The 18,763-nt window shown below is 42.0% G+C and carries 15 protein-coding genes; 6 read left to right on the top strand and 9 right to left on the bottom strand.

Translation table 11 applies throughout. From position 1 onward, the window contains the following. Nucleotides 1-2 precede the first annotated feature (2 nt). Nucleotides 3-1,043 (bottom strand): MBL fold metallo-hydrolase, encoded by a 1,041-nt coding sequence (locus EHO59_RS17020; RefSeq protein WP_135589639.1) that lies wholly within the window; start codon nt 1,041-1,043, stop codon nt 3-5. 187 nt (nt 1,044-1,230) lie between these two features. Here EHO59_RS17020 and EHO59_RS17015 point away from each other — a divergent pair, with 187 nt between their 5' ends. Beyond that, nucleotides 1,231-2,385 carry an adenylate/guanylate cyclase domain-containing protein gene (locus tag EHO59_RS17015; protein ID WP_135589638.1) on the top strand — a complete coding sequence of 385 codons (1,155 nt, stop codon included), beginning with the start codon at nt 1,231-1,233 and terminating at the stop codon, nt 2,383-2,385. A 32-nt stretch (nt 2,386-2,417) separates the two neighbouring features. On the opposite strand, the gene EHO59_RS17010 is transcribed toward EHO59_RS17015, so the two are convergent. Beyond that, nucleotides 2,418-3,236, bottom strand: a complete 819-nt coding sequence (locus EHO59_RS17010; protein ID WP_246053016.1) for a helix-turn-helix transcriptional regulator — start codon at nt 3,234-3,236, stop codon at nt 2,418-2,420. Between the two features lie 161 nt (nt 3,237-3,397). Here EHO59_RS17010 and EHO59_RS17005 point away from each other — a divergent pair, with 161 nt between their 5' ends. Together EHO59_RS17005 and EHO59_RS17000 are read left to right on the top strand one after the other, a co-directional pair. Next, nucleotides 3,398-4,243 carry a class I SAM-dependent methyltransferase gene (locus EHO59_RS17005; RefSeq protein WP_135589636.1) on the top strand — a complete coding sequence of 282 codons (846 nt, stop codon included), beginning with the start codon at nt 3,398-3,400 and terminating at the stop codon, nt 4,241-4,243. Between the two features lie 59 nt (nt 4,244-4,302). Continuing rightward, nucleotides 4,303-6,060, top strand: coding sequence for a PP2C family protein-serine/threonine phosphatase (locus EHO59_RS17000; protein WP_135589635.1), 1,758 nt, complete (start codon nt 4,303-4,305; stop codon nt 6,058-6,060). A gap of 29 nt (nt 6,061-6,089) precedes the next feature. On the opposite strand, the gene EHO59_RS16995 is transcribed toward EHO59_RS17000, so the two are convergent. Next, the gene (locus tag EHO59_RS16995) at nt 6,090-7,232 is read right to left on the bottom strand and encodes an FAD-dependent oxidoreductase (protein WP_135589634.1); all 1,143 of its coding nucleotides are present in this window, start codon (nt 7,230-7,232) and stop codon (nt 6,090-6,092) included. Between the two features lie 118 nt (nt 7,233-7,350). Here EHO59_RS16995 and EHO59_RS16990 point away from each other — a divergent pair, with 118 nt between their 5' ends. After that, the gene (locus EHO59_RS16990; RefSeq protein ID WP_135589633.1) at nt 7,351-7,911 is read left to right on the top strand and encodes a TetR/AcrR family transcriptional regulator; all 561 of its coding nucleotides are present in this window, start codon (nt 7,351-7,353) and stop codon (nt 7,909-7,911) included. 206 nt (nt 7,912-8,117) lie between these two features. Then, complete coding sequence (locus EHO59_RS16985) at nt 8,118-9,299, top strand: NHL repeat-containing protein (RefSeq protein WP_135589632.1); 1,182 nt, start codon at nt 8,118-8,120, stop codon at nt 9,297-9,299. Between the two features lie 202 nt (nt 9,300-9,501). Here EHO59_RS16985 and EHO59_RS16980 read toward each other — a convergent pair whose 3' ends face one another. The 4 genes from EHO59_RS16980 to EHO59_RS16965 form a co-directional block, all read right to left on the bottom strand. After that, nucleotides 9,502-10,083 (bottom strand): TetR/AcrR family transcriptional regulator, encoded by a 582-nt coding sequence (locus EHO59_RS16980; RefSeq protein WP_135589631.1) that lies wholly within the window; start codon nt 10,081-10,083, stop codon nt 9,502-9,504. Nucleotides 10,084-10,244: 161 nt separating this feature from the next. Beyond that, nucleotides 10,245-12,542, bottom strand: coding sequence for a glycoside hydrolase family 5 protein (locus EHO59_RS16975; RefSeq protein WP_135589630.1), 2,298 nt, complete (start codon nt 12,540-12,542; stop codon nt 10,245-10,247). 291 nt (nt 12,543-12,833) lie between these two features. Next, the gene (locus EHO59_RS16970) at nt 12,834-14,354 is read right to left on the bottom strand and encodes an FAD-dependent monooxygenase (RefSeq protein ID WP_135589629.1); all 1,521 of its coding nucleotides are present in this window, start codon (nt 14,352-14,354) and stop codon (nt 12,834-12,836) included. Next, entirely contained in the window at nt 14,351-14,905 is a 555-nt protein-coding gene (locus EHO59_RS16965; protein ID WP_135589628.1) for a TetR/AcrR family transcriptional regulator, read from the bottom strand. The genes EHO59_RS16970 and EHO59_RS16965 overlap by 4 nt, the downstream gene beginning before the upstream one ends. Nucleotides 14,906-15,223: 318 nt before the next feature. On the opposite strand from EHO59_RS16965, the gene EHO59_RS16960 reads away from it, so the two are divergent. Beyond that, on the top strand, nt 15,224-16,411 hold the full coding sequence (locus tag EHO59_RS16960) for an NHL repeat-containing protein (protein ID WP_246053014.1): 1,188 nt from the start codon (nt 15,224-15,226) through the stop codon (nt 16,409-16,411). A 24-nt stretch (nt 16,412-16,435) separates the two neighbouring features. Here EHO59_RS16960 and EHO59_RS16955 read toward each other — a convergent pair whose 3' ends face one another. After that, a complete protein-coding gene (locus tag EHO59_RS16955; protein ID WP_135589627.1) occupies nt 16,436-17,386 on the bottom strand; it encodes a fumarylacetoacetate hydrolase family protein in 951 nt (316 codons plus the stop codon). Nucleotides 17,387-17,396: 10 nt separating this feature from the next. Beyond that, nucleotides 17,397-18,488, bottom strand: coding sequence for a VOC family protein (locus tag EHO59_RS16950; protein WP_246053012.1), 1,092 nt, complete (start codon nt 18,486-18,488; stop codon nt 17,397-17,399). Between the last annotated feature and the right edge of the window lie 275 nt (nt 18,489-18,763).

The following is an 18,763-nucleotide window of genomic DNA, read 5'->3' as shown; positions in this document are numbered from 1 at the left end:
TCTTACTCCTTAGGCAGATACTTTTCATTCCAATTCACCATTCCGCCTGCCATGCTAGATGTGAATTTATAACCTAAACGAATGCTTTCCTCCGTTGCTTGGCTGGACCTCTTTCCACTTCGGCATATGAAGACGATCTCTTCGAAACGGTCGCCGTTTTCTAGAAACTTGGTTAGCTCTGATCCCATTGTTACGAGTTGAGCAGTTTTAATATGTCCTAACTCTCCGGAGAATTCTTCGAAAGAGCGTACATCGATGATTTTCACTCTTCCGATCTTCTGAAATACGTCCTCATTGGAAACAGTAGGAATTCCTAATATTATTTGAGGGTTCATTGTTTTAACGATTTCCAATTTACCGCAGCCGAGGTTTGCAGGTAGTGCTATGTGCATTTTTTTGGGAGTCGCAAGTTGAAGTTCATCCATGATCTTCTTGAAATCTTGTGCAGAACGATTTGCGCCGACTCGCGGGTTTAATTTCTTCTCCAATGCTATTGTAGTATTGCTTAATCCATGATAGTCATGTGCGGGATAAACTTGTGTTTCATCAGGAAGGGAGAATAACTTTTGAGTAATACTTTCATATAACTTAGAAGAGGATCCTCCTTGAAAGTCCGTTCTGCCTGTTCCTCTTATCAGAAGAGAATCCCCAGTAAACACCATCCCTTCGAAGATGAAACTCATGCAGGCGTTTGTGTGCCCTGGAGTAGAAATTGCTTTTATTTCTTTTTCTCCAAGGGAAATGACCTGGCCATCTTCGAGTAGAATGTCTGCGCAATCTACTTCTGATAAAGCGCTGGCGGCGGTTTTGGCCATAGTGTTTTTGCGAAGTTCGGAAGCTCCGGTTATATGATCCGCATGGATATGCGTCTCTAATATATACATTAAGCGAAGTCCTAATTCACGAATAAGTTTTAAATCTCTCTCAGCAGTCTCCCAGACAGGATCGATAATGGCTGCTTCTTTCGTTTGCAAATCTGCGATCAAGTATGTGTAAGTAGAAGATTGCTCCTCGAAAAGCTGATAAAAAAGAATGTCTTTCATTTTTGGGTCATGCCTTAGTAACGTGTATATGCAGCAATATACAGCGCGCCGGTCCTTACACCTTGTATAATCCTGCAATTTAAGAAAAATTTTATGGAGAAGGTTCGATTTTTTAGAGAACTTGCAGAATTATACAAGCGGTGAATCTTTTTTACTTAGTCAATAGGTAATAGAAGTGGTAACAGATATGAAGACAAAAGAACGAGAGAAACTTCACAAAGACGGGCTCATTAATTTTTCCATAGCATTTACTGCCGCTGGTTTTTTATGGAGCGTTTTATATTTTGCATTAGGTTTTCCGCAATCGGCTATTATTCCCGGGGGCTATGCTCTTTTGAGTCTACTCAGCCTCTTCTTTGTTTTTGTCAGCGGAAAGTATCTGGCTTTCAGATTTCTTCAGTTTCTTTTTATCCTAGTGCTTCCTGTACTTTTGCAAGCGAGCTTGGGCGGATTTGAGAATTCAGGAGCCGTTATTATTTGGGCGATTCTTTGTCCGCTCGGCGCTCTTTCGTTCGCTCCGATCCGCCACGGATTGGTCTGGTTCGGATTGTTTCTCATCGTTCTGATTTTGAGCGGATTGGCGGAACTGTATCTCCAATTGCCGGTGCCTGAGGTTCCGCATAATTTACAGATATTGTTTTTCGTTATTAATATTGCTGGAGCTGGTACTTTAACTTTCTTCAGCTTATATTATTTCATTTCAAAGAACAAGCAAGAGCATGACCGTGCTGAGAATCTTTTATTGAATATTCTTCCGGAACCGATAGCAGAGAGATTGAAACGAAATCCGTCTACGATTGCTGACGGATACCAAATGGTTTCTATATTATTTGCGGATATAGAGAACTTCACTGTCATTTCCCAAAAAGTATCGCCGGAGACTTTGGTCCATTTTCTAAACTATGTATTTTCTCAGTTCGATATGATCGCAGAAAAATATAGAATGGAGAAGATAAAGACGATCGGAGATGCATACATGGCGGTTGCAGGAATCCCTATTTGGGATGAAGATCACGCAGAAAGCGCAATGCAAATGGCAATTGAAATGCAAAAGTTCGTAAAAACTTTGCAAGATCCATCTGGCAAACCTTTAAGAATGCGCATCGGGATCCATTCCGGGCCTGTCGTTGCTGGAGTGATCGGACGGAAGAAATTTGCGTATGATCTATGGGGCGATGCTGTGAATACCGCTAGTCGACTGGAATCTCATGGTATATCTGGTAGGATCCAAATTTCTGAATCTACTTACGAACTATTGAGTGATCGATCTCCAATTGAAATTCGCAGATTAGTGGACGTGAAAGGTAAGGGTACTATGACGACTTATCTGAGCTACGAATAAGAGATTGCGATTTTCTTTATATTCAGAAACGATTAAGCTTCCACGTAGCTTGCAGGTACTTCTATAAATGATTTCAGATGTCTTGTACTTCTGAATATTTCGGAAGGAGGCAGCCCGAATGTTGCACGAAAGGTACGTGTGAAATGTGCGGAGTCAAAAAATCCGGCTCTATGTGCGGAATCTGTATGGCTCATTCCGTGCAGAAGAGAGTAAACTGTTAATTTAAGTCTAAACCAAGTCCGAAAAGAATGAAAAGGAATACCGACCTCTTTCTTAAATTGATGCTCTAAATTAGAGATGGACATACCGGCAAATTCAGCCAGGTCCTTTGCGGAATGATCTTCGTGAGGCATCGCAGTGATTAAATCTACGATCTTTTGAATGCGAGGATCTAGCATTCTGGATTCGTTCTCTGGGATAGGAGGGATCTGGTTTAGCAACTCTAGTAATTCTTCTTCAGAAACATGATCCGTTGCTAGGATCTCATTGATTTTATTGAAGAGCTGTTCTTCCTCCCTTAAGTATATAAAAATTCCTTCATTTTCCTTTTCTACATTAGACGCTCTTAGGAATTCATAATTAGGTCCGCTCAAATCCATGAAGAGCAATACGCAGAACTGTCCCGAGAATCGGATGGAATGATCGATCATGGGTGGAATTAATGCAGTACGAAAATTGATCCAATCGGTATCATTTAAGGAAACTTGAAATTCTCCATCCAAGCTTATACAAACTGTTGCCGCCGCTCTTCGACGTAAGGTTAAATCCGGAAGATATCCCGCGAACAGGCAGCGACTTCCCCAAATAAATATCCTCTCTTGGCGATTGAGTGTGTGTGCATTAGTTGTCATAACGAGAGCCTGTAAAGTTTTTACACAAGGTTGCAGAATTATACAAGGAGCTTTCATCATCTGCAAATATAATCATCCTGTCACTGAGAATTTATTCGACCCTATGAGTTGGGTGGAAGGCTGGAAAGAATATACTACTCTATAATAGGATCTATAGTTACATGATAAAACAAATCTTAGACTCTAAATCAGAAAATCCAAATAGAGCTTTATGGGAGAAGGGCGACTTTACAGAGATCGCTGCCTTAATGCGTCAATCAGGAGAGGTGCTTGTTGCTGACCTAAAGATCCCATCTTACTTTCAGGTTTTGGATCTAGGGTCCGGAGATGGGACTACTGCAATTCCAATTGCTCGAACAGGAGCGGAAGTAACCGGGATTGATATCGCAAAAAATTTAGTAGAGGCGGGGAATCAGAGAGCTACCGAAGAAGGTCTTACTAATTTGAAATTTCAAGAAGGAGATGCATGCAATTTACAAGAAGTCAGAGACCATTCTTTTGATCTAACTCTTTCAGTGTTTGGTGCAATGTTTGCTCCTAAACCATACGATGTTGCAAGCGAGATGGTCCGTGTTACTAAACCTGGCGGTCGTATCGTGATGGGAAACTGGATCCCAAATGATCCGACCTCGTTTGTATCTCAGTTGTTCAGGATAAGCGCGTCCTTCTCGCCACCTCCTCCGGAAGGCTTCATTAGCCCGATGACTTGGGGAATGAAAGCTAATGTTATAGATTATTTTGCGAAGGCTGGAGTGAAAGAAGGCAAAATCTCCATGCTTAAAGATACATATAGTTTTATTTCACAAAATAAAAGTCCTGAGGATTTGATCGAGTTGCTAAGAAAATTTTACGGACCAACGATGAACGCTTTCGAAGCTGCTGAGAAAAATGATAGAGTAGACGAACTTCGCACGAGGTTTGTAGAGCTTGCGAATCAGCAAAATCTAAATTACAATAAAGGCATTTATATTCCTGCTACCTTTTTGCGAGTGATCGTTCATCTGTGATAGATACATCGCAAGAATTAAAACGCCGCGCCCTAGTCATATTGTTCGGGGTAACGATTTTGTTAGTCCCGATCTGGTCCTTCACGTACTGGTTATACGATCTATATCTTGCGGCAATTATCCCGCTTATCTACTCTGCTTGTGGACTTCTTACTCTTCTATACTATTGGTGGAGGGGGCCGGCAGGTTTTCATTTATTTATGATTACCTGCTTCGGATTGTATTTTATCCTGCCTCCGATCTTGCAGGGTGCGTTAGGCGGCTATCAAAATGCGAGTGGAGTCATACTTTGGATGTTTCCGGTTGTGATTGCTACATTCATTTATCAGGGGGCACGCAGCGCGTTTTATTGGGGAACCGCTTTCATGCTCGTGGTTGTCGGATCCGTTTTTTCGCCTAAGTTGATTGGAAATCCTTCCGGCCATCGATTGCCAGAGCAATTAATAGATATCTTTTATGCGCTCAACATAGTCGCGATCGGCGGGATCGTTTCTATGACTGTCTACTATCTAATAACGACGATCTCTCGGAAGTCCAATCAGTTAACCGCCGCCCTAGGTGAAGTCACTAAGGCGAAAGAAATGCAGGAACAGGACTATTTTCTGATCAGTTATCTCAGCAATCCCTTAAGTCAGATAAAGGAGCATTCAGGTTCGGTTAAGGTAGAATCTCTAATAGAACAGAGAAAGAAATTTTATTATAAGAATCAGATCCATGAGATAGGCGGTGATATTTGTATCTCGGATCGGATCACTTTACGTGGAAAAAATTACACCACTTTCCTGAACGGCGATGCAATGGGGAAATCGCTTCAGGGGGCCGCAGGAGCTATCATCATGGGTAGCGTTTTTCGAGTCTGCCTTTCGAGGGCCAAAGCAAAGAAATACCAGCATCAATATCCGGAGCAATGGATTAAAGCATGCTACTTGGACTTTCAGAAAATTTTCGAATCCTTTGATGGTTCTATGTTTATGTCGATCGTCTTCGGATTAGTCGACGAAGAGAGAGGCTTTCTCTATTACATTAACGCGGAGCATCCTTGGACAGTTCTTTATCGGGATGGCGACGCACGTTACCTAGAGGAAGAACTTTATATTCGTAAACTTGGCATGCCAATTATCGATCGTATTATACAAGAAGGAAGCGATGCTCATCGAATTGAGAATGTTTTTACATTGAAGACATTCCTTCTAAAGCCTGGAGATATGATCCTGATTGGTTCTGACGGACGGGACGATATATCCATAAGAAAACCTGAAACTGGGCTGCCTGAAATAAATGGTGATATCGAACTTTTTCTAAAGGCTGTCCGAAAAGGCAGAGGGGACTTACTTGAAATAAAGGATTTCCTTATAGAACAAGGAGATCTTACAGATGATCTTAGCTTAATGAGTATTTCGTATAATGTTGAAGATAAGAAGGAGGCGGAACTCTCTGATAGTGACAAAAAAGATGTTCGAACGAATCATCTCGCTCTTAGGCAAGCTTTTGAACAGAGAGATTTTGCAACTGCTGCTAGAATAGCGCAGGAGCAGATTCACCATTTCCCGGATAATGATAATCTTTTTCTAATCGCATCTATCAGCAATCGTAAGATCAACAATCTGGAACTTGCAGCTGATCTAGGAGAATGCTATCATTTTCGTTATCCAAATAGTCGGAAAAGTTTGATGAATCTAACAAAGATCTACTATTTAGCAGGAGAACACGAGAGAGCTAAATACCTTCTGGATCGCTTGAAGGCAATTGATCCAGAATATGAGCCGATGAGAAAACTGATAAAAAAGATCGGAACCAAGAATCATTTTTATAATTAAGACTCATCGACTCTTAAATACCGGTTGATTCAATTTGCTGGCTCGACGTTTTTAAAAAACTCCAGTAAGCTTTCCGGTGCGTTATCTCCATAGCAAGCTTTGAAGATTACCTCTGCGTCTATGGCAGCAGATGCACTGCGAGTGAAGAGCTCTTTTTCGTAGACTAGCAAGGCAGCTTCTATATCACCAGGGTGAGCTGCGATTGCCTTCCCAAGTTCTGCTCCATCATACATTGCTAAATTAGCTCCTTCTCCGGACGGTGCCATCAAATGTGCCGCATCGCCGAGTAATGTTACTCCAGGCACGCGAGTCCATTTGTGATTGGCGGGAAGGGAATGAACTGGGCGAGGCGCAGCCGTTTCACCTTCTGCGATAAGAGCTCTTAATTCAGGAGCCCAGTCATTAAATTCGTCCGCAACATTTACTAAGGCTTTAGCAGGATCAGAGAAATCTATTTTCTCGATCCAGTCCTTAGGTTTGCTTAAGGCCACGTAAGTGTGGAGTACTCCGTTGGTTTCACGGTGGGTTACAATTCCCTTCTCAGGTGCAAGAGCGAATAACGCGCCACTTCCAACAATTTCTGCACTTGCTTTATGACGGTTGTCACTGTCAAAAAGATAGGTCTCGATGAATGAAGTCCCGGTGTACACAGGCTTTGCTTCGGAAACAAGTGGACGAACTCTCGACCAAGCGCCATCGGCGCCCACGAGTAGGTCAGTAGTAACTGATAGGCCGTTAGCAAAGGTTAATAAATGGTGTCCGTCACCAAGTGAAGATGTCTCTTTGACTTTGTGTCCCCATTGGATTGTATCAGTAGGAAGGGAGTTGATAAGAATCTGTCGAAGATCCCCTCGCAATACTTCCGGTCTCCCGCCTGTTCCATCGTCTGACTCGTCGAATAGGATATTTCCCTCCTTGTCGAGTAACCGAGTCGCTTGCCCTCCGGCGTGAATGATGTCGAGAAATTCTTCAAACAGGTCTGCCGCTTTGAGTGCTAACTGTCCATTGTCTTCGTGAATATCGAGCATCCCTCCCTGGGTTCTCGCATGTTCTGAAGCCTCGGCTTCATAGATCGTAGATTTAATGCCATGAACATGTAGGACTCGAGCAAGAGTTAAGCCTCCTAGTCCGGCGCCAATGATTGCGATTGGAGTGTGATTTGTTTGGTTCATATTTGGATCCCCTTTTTAAATATAAGACGTAGATCTTTATTTTTTAATTGACTAAAAAATTTAAGTCAATTAAATTTTTTATCATAAATTTTTGAAATTTTAAAAGGAATTTACAATTTTGGGACTAAGAGAGCAAAAAAAGGAACAAACCCGCAAAGCAATCTCAGATTTGGCAACCCAGCTCTTTATGGAAAAGGGCTATCATGAGGTTACAACGGCTCAAATAGCTAAACTCGCCAATGTTTCGGTGCCGACCTTGTTTAACTATTTTCCGAATAAGGAATCTCTTGTCTTTGATGAAGATATCGAAAGGGAAGAGAGATTGCTGCATGCGGTTTCCTCTCGAAAAAAGGGAGTTTCGATACTTGATGCACTCCTTGATTTCGGATTAAAGAATCCTGCAATCAATTCTATGAATCGCAAGCTTGTAAGAGAATTCAGGAGTTTTATCAAGTCGACCCCGGAGCTTTCTCTTTATGAAAGACAAATCACGATGAGATACGAGAGCTCTCTTGCGAAAGTTCTTCAAAAAGAGGCAAAGGCGAAATTGGGCGAGGTAGAGGCGCAATCCATTGCACATTTTATATTGGATGCATTCTATAGGGCGAGCGATTCTTCTCGTCCTCATAAAACTTTAGAAACACTCTTCGCGATTTTAAAAAATGGATGGGGGGAATGATTGGAATTAGGTCGATTTGCTTTCGATTAGAGCAAGCGAAGCTGTATTAAAATATTGTAAATACAATCCTCTTTTTTCTCTTAGATCGGATATTTTTGACCGTAATTATTCTATTTAGGATATGAAATTATAAGACGTTTCGCTTCAAGGAACGTATAAAAATAAGGTCAAAGTCCTTACTTTAAGGATTAGTAAATAAATAATTTATGATACAGTTTGTTCAAACGTATTTTCGTGCTATCTTGGGGATTCTTCTTCTCCTATTACTTTCTTGTTCGCCCGGCTCAGGCGATTCTTCTTCAATGCTTTTGCTCGCTTCGGGAGTTCAATCTTCTTGTCCGAATGCACGGATCGTCGGTGGCTCTATATCATGTCCTTTAGAATTGACGGGAGAAGTCAGTACTTTTGCCGGTACAGGAAGTTCTGGGAGTGGGGAAGGGACAGGAACCTCTGCATCATTTTACGAACCATATTCGCTTACAACTGACGGGGCCAATCTCTATGTAGCCGACCAAAGTAATAATAAGATCCGTAAGATAGTTATTGCGACTGGAGAAGTAAGCACGTTCGCAGGTTCTGGTGCCTACGGTAGCTCGGATGCGGTTGGGACAGACGCGTCTTTCAATATGCCAGGAGGGATCACAACCGACGGCACCTATCTATATGTTTCAGATACCTATAATTACAAAATTCGCAAGATTGAGATTGCAACAAGGCAAGTGACCACGCTCGCCGGAACTGGAATGTACGGGGATGTGGATGCGGTCGGACTTACCGCATCTTTCAACGTTCCCATGGGTCTTGCTACAGATGGAACCTACCTTTATATAGCAGATTGGGGAAATAATAAGATCCGCAGGTTGGTGCTTTCTAGTAGTGCGGTATATACATTCGCGGGGGCTGGATATTCAGGAAATACAAATGCAACGGGAGCTGCCGCGTCCTTTAATGGTCCTACTAGCGTAACCACAGATGGAACCAATCTTTACGTAACAGACTCGCTCAACTATACAATTCGTAAAATAGAAATCTCATCAAGAGTAGTAAGCACTTTTGCAGGTTCCGGTACCTTAGGCTATGTGGATGGAATTGGTGTTGCTGCAGAGTTTAGGATTCCTTACGGAATTACCTCAGATGGAACCTATCTATATGTTACGGATTATAATAATCATAATATTAGAAGAATCAGCATTTCAGACAAGCAAGTGATCACGATTGCTGGACCGGATTCGATTGATCAAGGTTGCTATTCTACCTCTTGCCCTTCTGGTGATACGGATGCAAAGGGAGCCTTTGCGAGATTTCATATTCCAATGCATGTGACTTCGGATGGCACGAGTCTTTTCGTGGCGGATAGATTGAACCACAAAATTCGAAGGATCCGATAAGCGATCCGCTTTTATTCGAGAAAATAACTATAATGCCAAGGGAGATCCTTTTTTCCCTTGGCGAAATAGTCCCGAACGACTAGAAAGATCTTTAGTCTTAAGGGTTTGCATTTTAGAATATTATACTAAAGCTCTAATATATTTCTAATTTTTGGCAAGTTAGTATCTGCAGTATAGATTTGTTCATCCATATTACTTCTAATTAAGTCTCGATTTGACAGCAGACTCGAATGCAGAGACCGAACTTTTTCAGGAGATCCGCTCTAGAAGTTATATCCTCTTCCTTCCAAGTAAGTCCGCAAAGAAAAAGCACTTGGGAAATCTCTTTTGGCGAATATACATTTTTGCTCCGCTTAAATTCTGTAGATTCTGCTATCGCTTTTGCTATCTTTGCTCGGAACGTATCCTTGTATTTTTCGATTTGAATTCCGGATATACTATTGCCGGTTTTTATAATATCGAAAGATTTCGGAGAGAATGTAGCATAATGGCGACCGAACCAAGCATCCATTGCTCCAAGAAGACGATCGTATAGGGATGAATTCGCTTTTGTCAGTTCTTCTTGTACTAAAATCAATCCATCGTCTAAGTACTTTTGCAAGGATGCTAAAAAGATTTCCTGTTTGCTGGAAAAATGAAGATAGAGACCTTGCTTGGATAAATGAGCGGCTTCTGCTATATCATCCACTGATGTTTTTTGGAATCCAAACTGTCCAAAGACGCCGATCGCAGCAGTCAAAATATTTTCTTTCTTTGTGGGACCTTTCTTTGCCAATTGGACCATTTGAATATATTTTACTATATTGGTAAATCTGGTAAAGTATATTTAAGAAAGCTAATCCTTCTCTTGTTAGAATAAAAAGGCCGACTCGAGTTGAGCCGACCTTACTGTTGTTTTTCTTTATCTATATTGCAAAGAAATTTTACTTAAGAGTGATCTGTGTATTAGCGATTTTGGACAGTCACGTTCTCCGTTTTTACATAGGAAGTATCGTACCACCAAGCGCGAACTTCCATAGGGCGATCTACCTTGTCCGGCGAGATGCTAAAGTCCAAGTCTAAATTAGTGTATAAGCCAGGACCTGCGAAATCATGTCTATACACATCTCGCACTGCTAATACATTCTGACCATCGAACACATCCAGTGTTACTACCTTATCGTTATTCGCGTTAGTTACATCTACCATCATTCTAAAGATCGCCTTCTTATTTCCAGTTCCCCAGCGACCTCTATCGTAAGGTCCGTAGAGAATATGATCTGCCCAATTATCTGCTGTAGTAACGACCCAGGCGTCACCTTCTGCAAATCCTGTGCGATGAGAGAGATCCTTTGCCTTATAGACCAAAGGCAATTCTCCACTTAGAGGAGAAGAGCAGCAGAGAAGGGCCGATGCTCCTCCGTTTCTTTGTGCAATACCGGCAACATACTCCGAGTCTGCACATTGGCCTTTATAAGAACCTGGGGCCCAATCACCTGCGCGTTGAGAAGAACGGTTATCACCTCGATCGAACCAAACAGTACGGCAGGAGTTTGCAAGAGGAATCTTGCTATGAGCGCAGAGGATTCCGCTTGTTCCCCAAGAATGTTTAGTCGCACCCGCAACATAATAGTCAGTAGGACATTCATACTTGGTGAATCCGCTGGCCCAATCTCCGGTGTCGTGGGAGCGAGTAGGTGTTTCGTAGACTGCTTGCACGTTGATTGCACGATCGCTATTCCAAAGTTTGCCGTATTTGGTATCTCCACAAAGAGCTCTTTGGTCTTGGCTTAAGCCTAAGAAGCGTTCTCCGTCGGGACAGGTTCCTTTATTCGCACCGGATAACCAATCGTTATCGATGGTACTTGCATTATCATCTACTCCTTTGAAGTTTAGGCGCGTAAAATGATCCACGTTAGTCACGGTTCCTGTCTTTCCTGAAAAAGAAATCAGACGACTCAAATGTTCAAAGCGCCAGTCGTCCATTCTGGTTTGAGACCAATCGGAGGTCACGAGGCCCCATTCATCCTCTCCATTCAATGGCCAGATTGCGAAATCGATATCCTTATCGATCAAGTAATCCACTATTCTCTTGAGCCATTCTCTATCTGCTGGGTTGGTCTCTCCGGGGGAAGCGCCGAATTCGCTTAACCAAACAGGATAAGTTGTGATCGTATCCGGATCAGTAACATAACCCCATTCATCCGTAATCGTATTTCGGAAGGTAGTAAGGTCCATGTCCTTGTACTTGATATTTCCACCGGAAGTGGTGTCGTCGCCATTATGTTTCGGACCGATATACGCGTAATTGTGCGCCGAGTATACAAGCTTGTTCATAGCACGAATATGAGCCTGCAGATCACGGACAGGTTTTAAGAAGGGACGTTCTCCGGAACCTAAAATAGGAATGGCTCCCCACCAGTTAATACCTTCTATCACGATCACTATGTCCGGATTGGTGCGAAGAATATCATTCGCTGCGTCTTGAGAAGCCTTACGCCAGTCGTCGATATTTCCCCAACCCCAGTTCGGACTGTTCGGAAGATAGGTATCATTGAAACGCATGGTGCGAACTTCATTACGAAGATCAGCTGCGGCTACGAACTTGTTATTCTTATATCGATCCGCTAAGAAGGCCCAGTCAGCTCTCCACATTTCAGGAGTCTGGTTATAGGCGAAGGAAGAGCCCGTATGATACCACTCTCCATTATAATCAAAACCACAACACCATTCTGAGAAGGTAGTATGGTTGTTCAAAACGACTACGATACCTGCAGAAGTCAGAGCTTGCACTGTCTCATCATAAATTTCTAAAGCTGTCTTGCCAAAGAATTGAGGATTCGCAGAAACATAATCATTCGGAACGATACTCGTATCATGGAGCATCTTATTAGAGAAAGGAAGGCGAACAGAATTAAAACCCCATTCCTGGATCAGAGAAACGATATGCGAAATAGGTTGCTTATCTAATCCTCCCACAACTTGGCGAGTATCGCTTGCACCATACCAGTTCACTGCCTTAAGCTTAAAACGATTATTATTCGCATCTACGATGTATCTTCCATTTGTGCTCAAAGGGGGCGAGGGAGGAATACTTAAACCCGCTAAAGACATCGCAGAATAAGTAACAGACTTAACGGACTGCGTAGCCTGAGTAAGCGAGAACGGGAAAGGTGAAAGCTTCGAGTCTGGTGAACAGCTCGCAACAATCGTCCAAAGCACCAAGACGGAACAAAAGACTTTTATTCTTTTTCTAATGAACATTTTAAAATTCTCTCCAATGAATTCCCAATCAATCACGGATGTTTGTATATATATTCGCACTATTAAACTGGATCCTCTTATAAATCGTTTATATTCATAAAGGGAATTGACGTACATCCGATGTTTTTTCTTTTTAAAGCGTTCGTTACGGGAAGAAAGAACAGGTTCTTCTTATATGAGAAATATTATTTATTAAGATTACTTAATGTATCTTAGAGAATGAATTTTAGAACTTGTTCTGTAATGGGAAGCATCTGGAGGGAAGGGTGATGCTTCCTTATAATCTTTACATTATTTACTAAACCAAAGATTGGCTGCTTGTCGGAAAGCTGGTTCATTCAATTCTTCGTTAGATGCCCAGGCTACGATCCCATCTGGACGTATCAACGCTGCGCTCAAGTTGAATTGCTCTTTTGCTCGACCTGAAACATACTTTATTTGGTCTTCGTATTCGCTAGCTAAGGCTTTTAGAGAAGTATTTGTATTGAAATCGAGAAATATCCCTTTCCCATCCTTCATTTGTTCTCCGATCTTTGTTCCATCTTCAAACTCGAAGTTAGGAACACTATGACCTACTAAAGGATGAGCATTGCCTAGATCATACTGCGTGTGAATTCCCCATACTCTTCCTGCAATATAGGTGGCTCCGTCTCTAGTTTCCAGTAGATCATGAAAGATCGCGTGTAACGCGCGAGACTGTGGCGTCGGTTTCATGATGGCAACTTGAGCCCTTGACCAATCTAGAACTTGAGCGCCGATCGGATATCTCTCTATATGATAACTATCTAATAGACCTTTCGGCGCCTTCTTTTGGATCGTAGCGGCGAGCTTCCACCCTAGATTCATTGCGTCCCCAAGACCAAGATTCAATCCTTGCCCACCTAGCGGGGAATGAATATGTGCTGCATCTCCTGCTAACAGGATTCTTTCTTTGCGGTATTCAGTTGCTTGTCTTGCTCTGTCCGTCCAAGTGGATGCGAAATGTAAAGCTTTGATGGTAACATCTGTGTTCGAGATATAGCGAATTGTCTTCTGCACATGTTCTAGAGTGATTGGCTTTTCTGAATTATGAAATTCCCCGCCGTCAAAATCCTGCATGATTAGGAAACCAGGCTGAGATTGCAAATACATTCCGGTAGGAGTAGGATTGCGGCCAGGCTTTAGCTTTTCCGGATCGGCAATGTCGACCTTTGCAGAATATCCTGTGAATTCAGGATCAGTGCCGGCAAATTCGAAACCCGCTGTCTTACGGACAATGCTTCGAGCTCCATCACAACCTACGAGCCATTGTGCTCGAAAAGATTGATCACCTGCTTGAACAGTCACCTCATCCGCCGTTTGTTCTAGCGAAGTTAACGCGAGCCCTCTCTTGATCTCTACTCCTAAGGCTTCAGTACGACGAGACAATATAGTTTCAAGTTCTGCCATTTCGGAGATCAAAATGGTTTCGGTGGAACTTGGTAGTCTATACTTCCATTGAGAAGTATCGATATCACCATCGTGAAACGGGATGCCTGCAAAGTGTCCTGCTTGACGACGCGGTCCTCCCTGCACAGTATTGGCATGCGGGTTTTTGATTATTTTATGTATCTCTAATTCGTTTAACAATCCTCTTCGATAGAGTGCTTCGATGGTAGGAGAAGAGAGCCCTCGTATTCCGAAAGGAAGTTGCTTTAAGGGCAAATGCGGGTCTTCAGCCTTTTCTAATATAAGGACTGAACATTTTGCTAAAGCCAGTTCGCAAGCTAGGAATAGTCCTACAGGACCTGCGCCGGATATGATTACGTCGTAAGACGATTTGGTGTGATTCATTTATTCCACCCATTTTTTAAGATTTTGAACGTGAGATTTAAGGCATCTTTTGGAGATGCTGAGTTACAGGCAAAGTTCACTCCTTCGAGAATCAGCTTTGCAATACATTCTGCTTCCGTCTTATTTGCCCCGGATTCATTTTGAATTTCTTTGGCCAAAGTAGTTTCATACCGACTCCAAATTCCGCGGAAATAGGAGGCAAGTTCGGGAGAAGATCTTACAAGCTTCATGAATTCTGAGAAGATCCTTTTGTTAGGAGGATTAATGAGTTTACTATTGAGGAAATACTTATGTAGAGCATCTAGAATAGAGTGGTCTTTTTTCTTATTGCGGATTGCCGTTAGGATCTCCGTATCGATCTCATCTTCGCGATCAAAGATGATCGACTCTTTCGTAGGAAAGTAATTGAAGAGTGTAGTGACCGCCACCTCGGCTTTCTCTGCTATCTCGGCAACCGTGACTTGCGCAAATCCTCTCTCAATGAATAGATCACGGGCAATATCAGAAATGAGTTTTCTGGTCTTCACTTTTTTTAGCTCACGCAATCCCATTCTTTTAGATCTTCCTGTAACTGAAGTTAATTTTAACTGAAGCGCATTCTCAAACAATATCAAGTATAAAAATGTAGTAACTACAAATTTATATTTAATCCAATAATATGAAATCTGTATATTTACCATGTCTTAAGGGATCGATTTAGTTCCGTAAAATTCTGTTTCTATATCCCTCGAATGAGCGATGTGTAGGTCTTTCAAAAATTAATCAGTTTTGCATCGGTTTATCTGATACAAATGAATTATTTGTTTCCTTTGATAAGTCCAATGGTCGATCTTTGCAAAAGAGAGCGAATAGAGGTGGATTTTAATAGAATGATCTGTCGATCAATCTTTCCAATGGGAAGGCCTTTGGCATTCGCGGGATTTTTCTTCTTCTTCTTGCAATGCGGTGCAATTAACAAAGAGGCTCCTTGCGATCCCTCGAATGATGCATACATAAAAAACCAGCTAATTAAGTTTTTATTAAATGATACCAGCTCCACTTGCGCCATTTCTTTACAAGAATGTGGTGCTTTAAAGCAAGGAGAGGCCGCCACGATCGTTCTAGGGCAGCCTAATTTTACGACTGCCACTGCTGGTGGCTCAAGCGCGAATCAGTTCTCTCCTTCCGGCATTGCCCTGGATCATAAAGGCGGTCTTTGGATTTCCGATGGAAATACAAATCGGGCCTTGCACTTTTCCGCTCCTTTCAGCAATTTCCAAAACGCAGATATCATACTGACCGGCTCGAATGTACCCAGAGGGATTTCCGTAGATGCGAACGGAGGTCTTTGGGTCACGAACAGTTTAGGTGATTCTGTTTTTCATTATGCCGCTGGGATGACTTCTTCGAGTACATACGATATCATGCTTGGAACAGGAACGGGCACGACGACACAAAATACAATGAACAACCCGTTTGATGTTACCGTAGATTCTGCAGGAGGAGTTTGGGTTACAGATTACTTTAATAGTCGAGCTTTGCATTATTCTCCTCCGCTTACTACGAGCATGAACGCGGATATAGTGCTTGGGCATCCTGATTTTACTACGGGCGGGGGCGGGACTTCTCAATCCAAATTTAGTACTGCATTCGGTGTGGGTGTGGATCCAACGGGAAATGTTTGGATTGCAGATACTGGCAATCACAGGGTCCTTAGATTTACTCCTCCCTTTACGAATGGAATGGATGCCGATCTTGTACTCGGCCAACCTGATTTTGTTTCGAATACAGGCGGAACGAGTCAAACTTCATTATACAATCCGAATGCTGTGACTTTTGCTTCTAACGGAGCAGTTTGGGTAGGGGAAAGTAGCAATACCAGAGCGGTTCGTTTTTCTCCTCCTTTTACCAACGGACAAGCTGCAGATAACGTGATCGGACAACCGGATTTTGTATCAACCAATACTACCGCTGCCGTTTCTGATAAGGAAGTATATGGCGTTCCAGGTCTAACTATGGCACCTTGCGGTTTATGGGTAGTAGACGGTTCGAACTCTAGAGTGTTATTCTTTCCTTAATAGATAGAATTGAACAAAGAGAGATCAGGATTCTTGGACTACGGTTAAGATTTGATCCCCTAAATCTATCCTTCGATCCGCAGTCCTAATAGAAGATCTGATCTTATCATTTGGTTGAAGGTATTCTTTTCGTTTCGATTGGCCTTTTACGAATAATTCCCATTTCTTTTTCTCTGATAAAAGTGCCGCTATCTTTTGGATCAATTTTCCAGGAGCTCTCAATGCGCAGCCGGAAGGAGTTCCTGTGATCAAAACATCCCCTGGATTAATATTACAAAACTGAGATAATTCTAATATTGCCTCTGCCGGTTTATATACTAGATTAGAAGCAGTATCATGTTGCCTGATCTCATCGTTGACTAATAAGGTTAGTTCCAAATTTTCTAAGAGTTCAAAATCTCCCGGTTCTAATACTGCAAGCATCGGCCCAGCAGGAAGAAAAGTTCTGTAGGATTTTCCCTTGTACCATTGCAATTGCGGTAATTGGATATCTCTGGCAGACACATCATTCGCCATAAAGAATGCCGCTACGAATTCGGAAGCATTTGCAAGAGTGATCTTGGAATTCGAATCGATTCGTTTGCCAAAGACTAAACCTAATTCGATTTCGTAATCCAGTAGTCTCACGTGTTTTGGTCGGATTACGTTTCCTATAGGAGAAGTAAGAGATGCATCCGATTTAGTAAAAAACATATCATACGTTTTCTCATCAGGATCCAGGCCTGATTCGATCAAATGTTGCTTATAATTCGCTCCTTGGCAAATGATCTGGCAGGGAGAGGTAATCGGAGAAAGGATAGAAACCTGCTCGAATGGAACTTTCGTCTCAGATTTGATCTTAGAATTTCTTTGAATGGACTCTAAGAATTCGGCAGTACTTAGATTTCCGAATTCTAAAGGAGTCACTGACCCGTCTTTATAAAATCCCCAATCGATCTTATCTTTCTTTTGAAATCGAATATAATTCTTCGCCATTCTTTCTTCCTTAATAATTGATCCATTTTCTTGGAGATCGTGATGCCATTGTCTTCATTTGTATTAATGTTTTGATTTGGATCTTTCTACCTGAAATTATTCCCTTAATAAGTTCTTTTAAGGTTCTAAAATTCAATTTAGTATCTAGAAAATCTTCCGGCATGTCCTGTACCCATTGATACAGACTTTTGCGGCTGATCTCGTGAAAACCTACAGGGACAGAACGATCAAACTTGTCCCCATCCGTATAATGTTCGACCAACATTCCTGTAGGATCTCTTTCGTAATCGAATATTTGGCTTCCTAAAAGATGTCTACCTAGACCCCAAGCGGGTTTCCAACCTTTATTCAGTAACCATTCTCTACCTTGAGCGATCTCATCCAAGTCATTCAACTCAAAGGCACAGTGTTCCAAACGATCATCGGCGCCGGAGGCAATTACGATCGTATGGTGATCGGTCACTTCTCCTCCTCTATCACATCTTAGAAAGGAGAGAACAGGCTCTTTGGAACCTGGAAGGATTTGGATATCGGACGGAATGAGTCCAAATGTATCACAGTACCATTGTGCATTTTTATAGAATTCCTGCTTTAAGAAAACTGCATGTCCTAAACGGATTACTTCTGGCGGACCAGAAATGCTTGGCTGAGGCGTATTGATCCGTTTGGTCGTATCGAAACGATTCCAACTTCTTTTTGATCTAATCCCCGATCCAATATGTGAAGGAGAAGAATAGACTGCATCCACTGGAAGTCCGGATGGATCGAGTATGGTTAAGGAAGGAATATCCCCGAATCTTCCTTTCGGGTGAAGGATCGCACCTTTAACTTTTTGTAATTCTTCAAATTGCTTTTTATCTGAAATGAAAAAGCCAAAGCCGAGTAAAAAATCCCTATTGGCCCTTTCAATGGACCAACAGGGGAATTCGGAGCTAATAGCATGGAAAAGAATTCGATCTTCTGTTCGATTTTTTACTCTCAAGCCGAAATCTGAATAGTAATTATACGCAGACTCCAAGTCCTTTCTACCTAATCGAACGTAGGCGATATCTTGCGCCTTACTTATCGGATCTTCTGATTGTCTTGGAATACGTGTGGGCATATCAAATATTAATGAGAGAATTGTCAAAAATGAAATATTAGTCAAGTATAAAAGAAGATTTATAAATGTAAATATTTTACTAAGAAGTTTCAATCTCTATGTTTAGTGCTTTGGTCGAGCAATGGATTTACGATTTATTGTTATAAAGTAATCAATAAATGAGATATCTCTCAATATTGTAGTTGATAGGCTGATCTTACTTGTCGAAATGGCAGTAATGGCAATTGCAAAACGGCGAAAAATCCTTCTTCCAAAACGTGAAAGAACAAGGGCGC

The organism is Leptospira semungkisensis (assembly GCF_004770055.1).
GTDB lineage: Bacteria > Spirochaetota > Leptospiria > Leptospirales > Leptospiraceae > Leptospira_B > Leptospira_B semungkisensis.
This window is presented reverse-complemented; position numbering and strand designations above follow the sequence as displayed.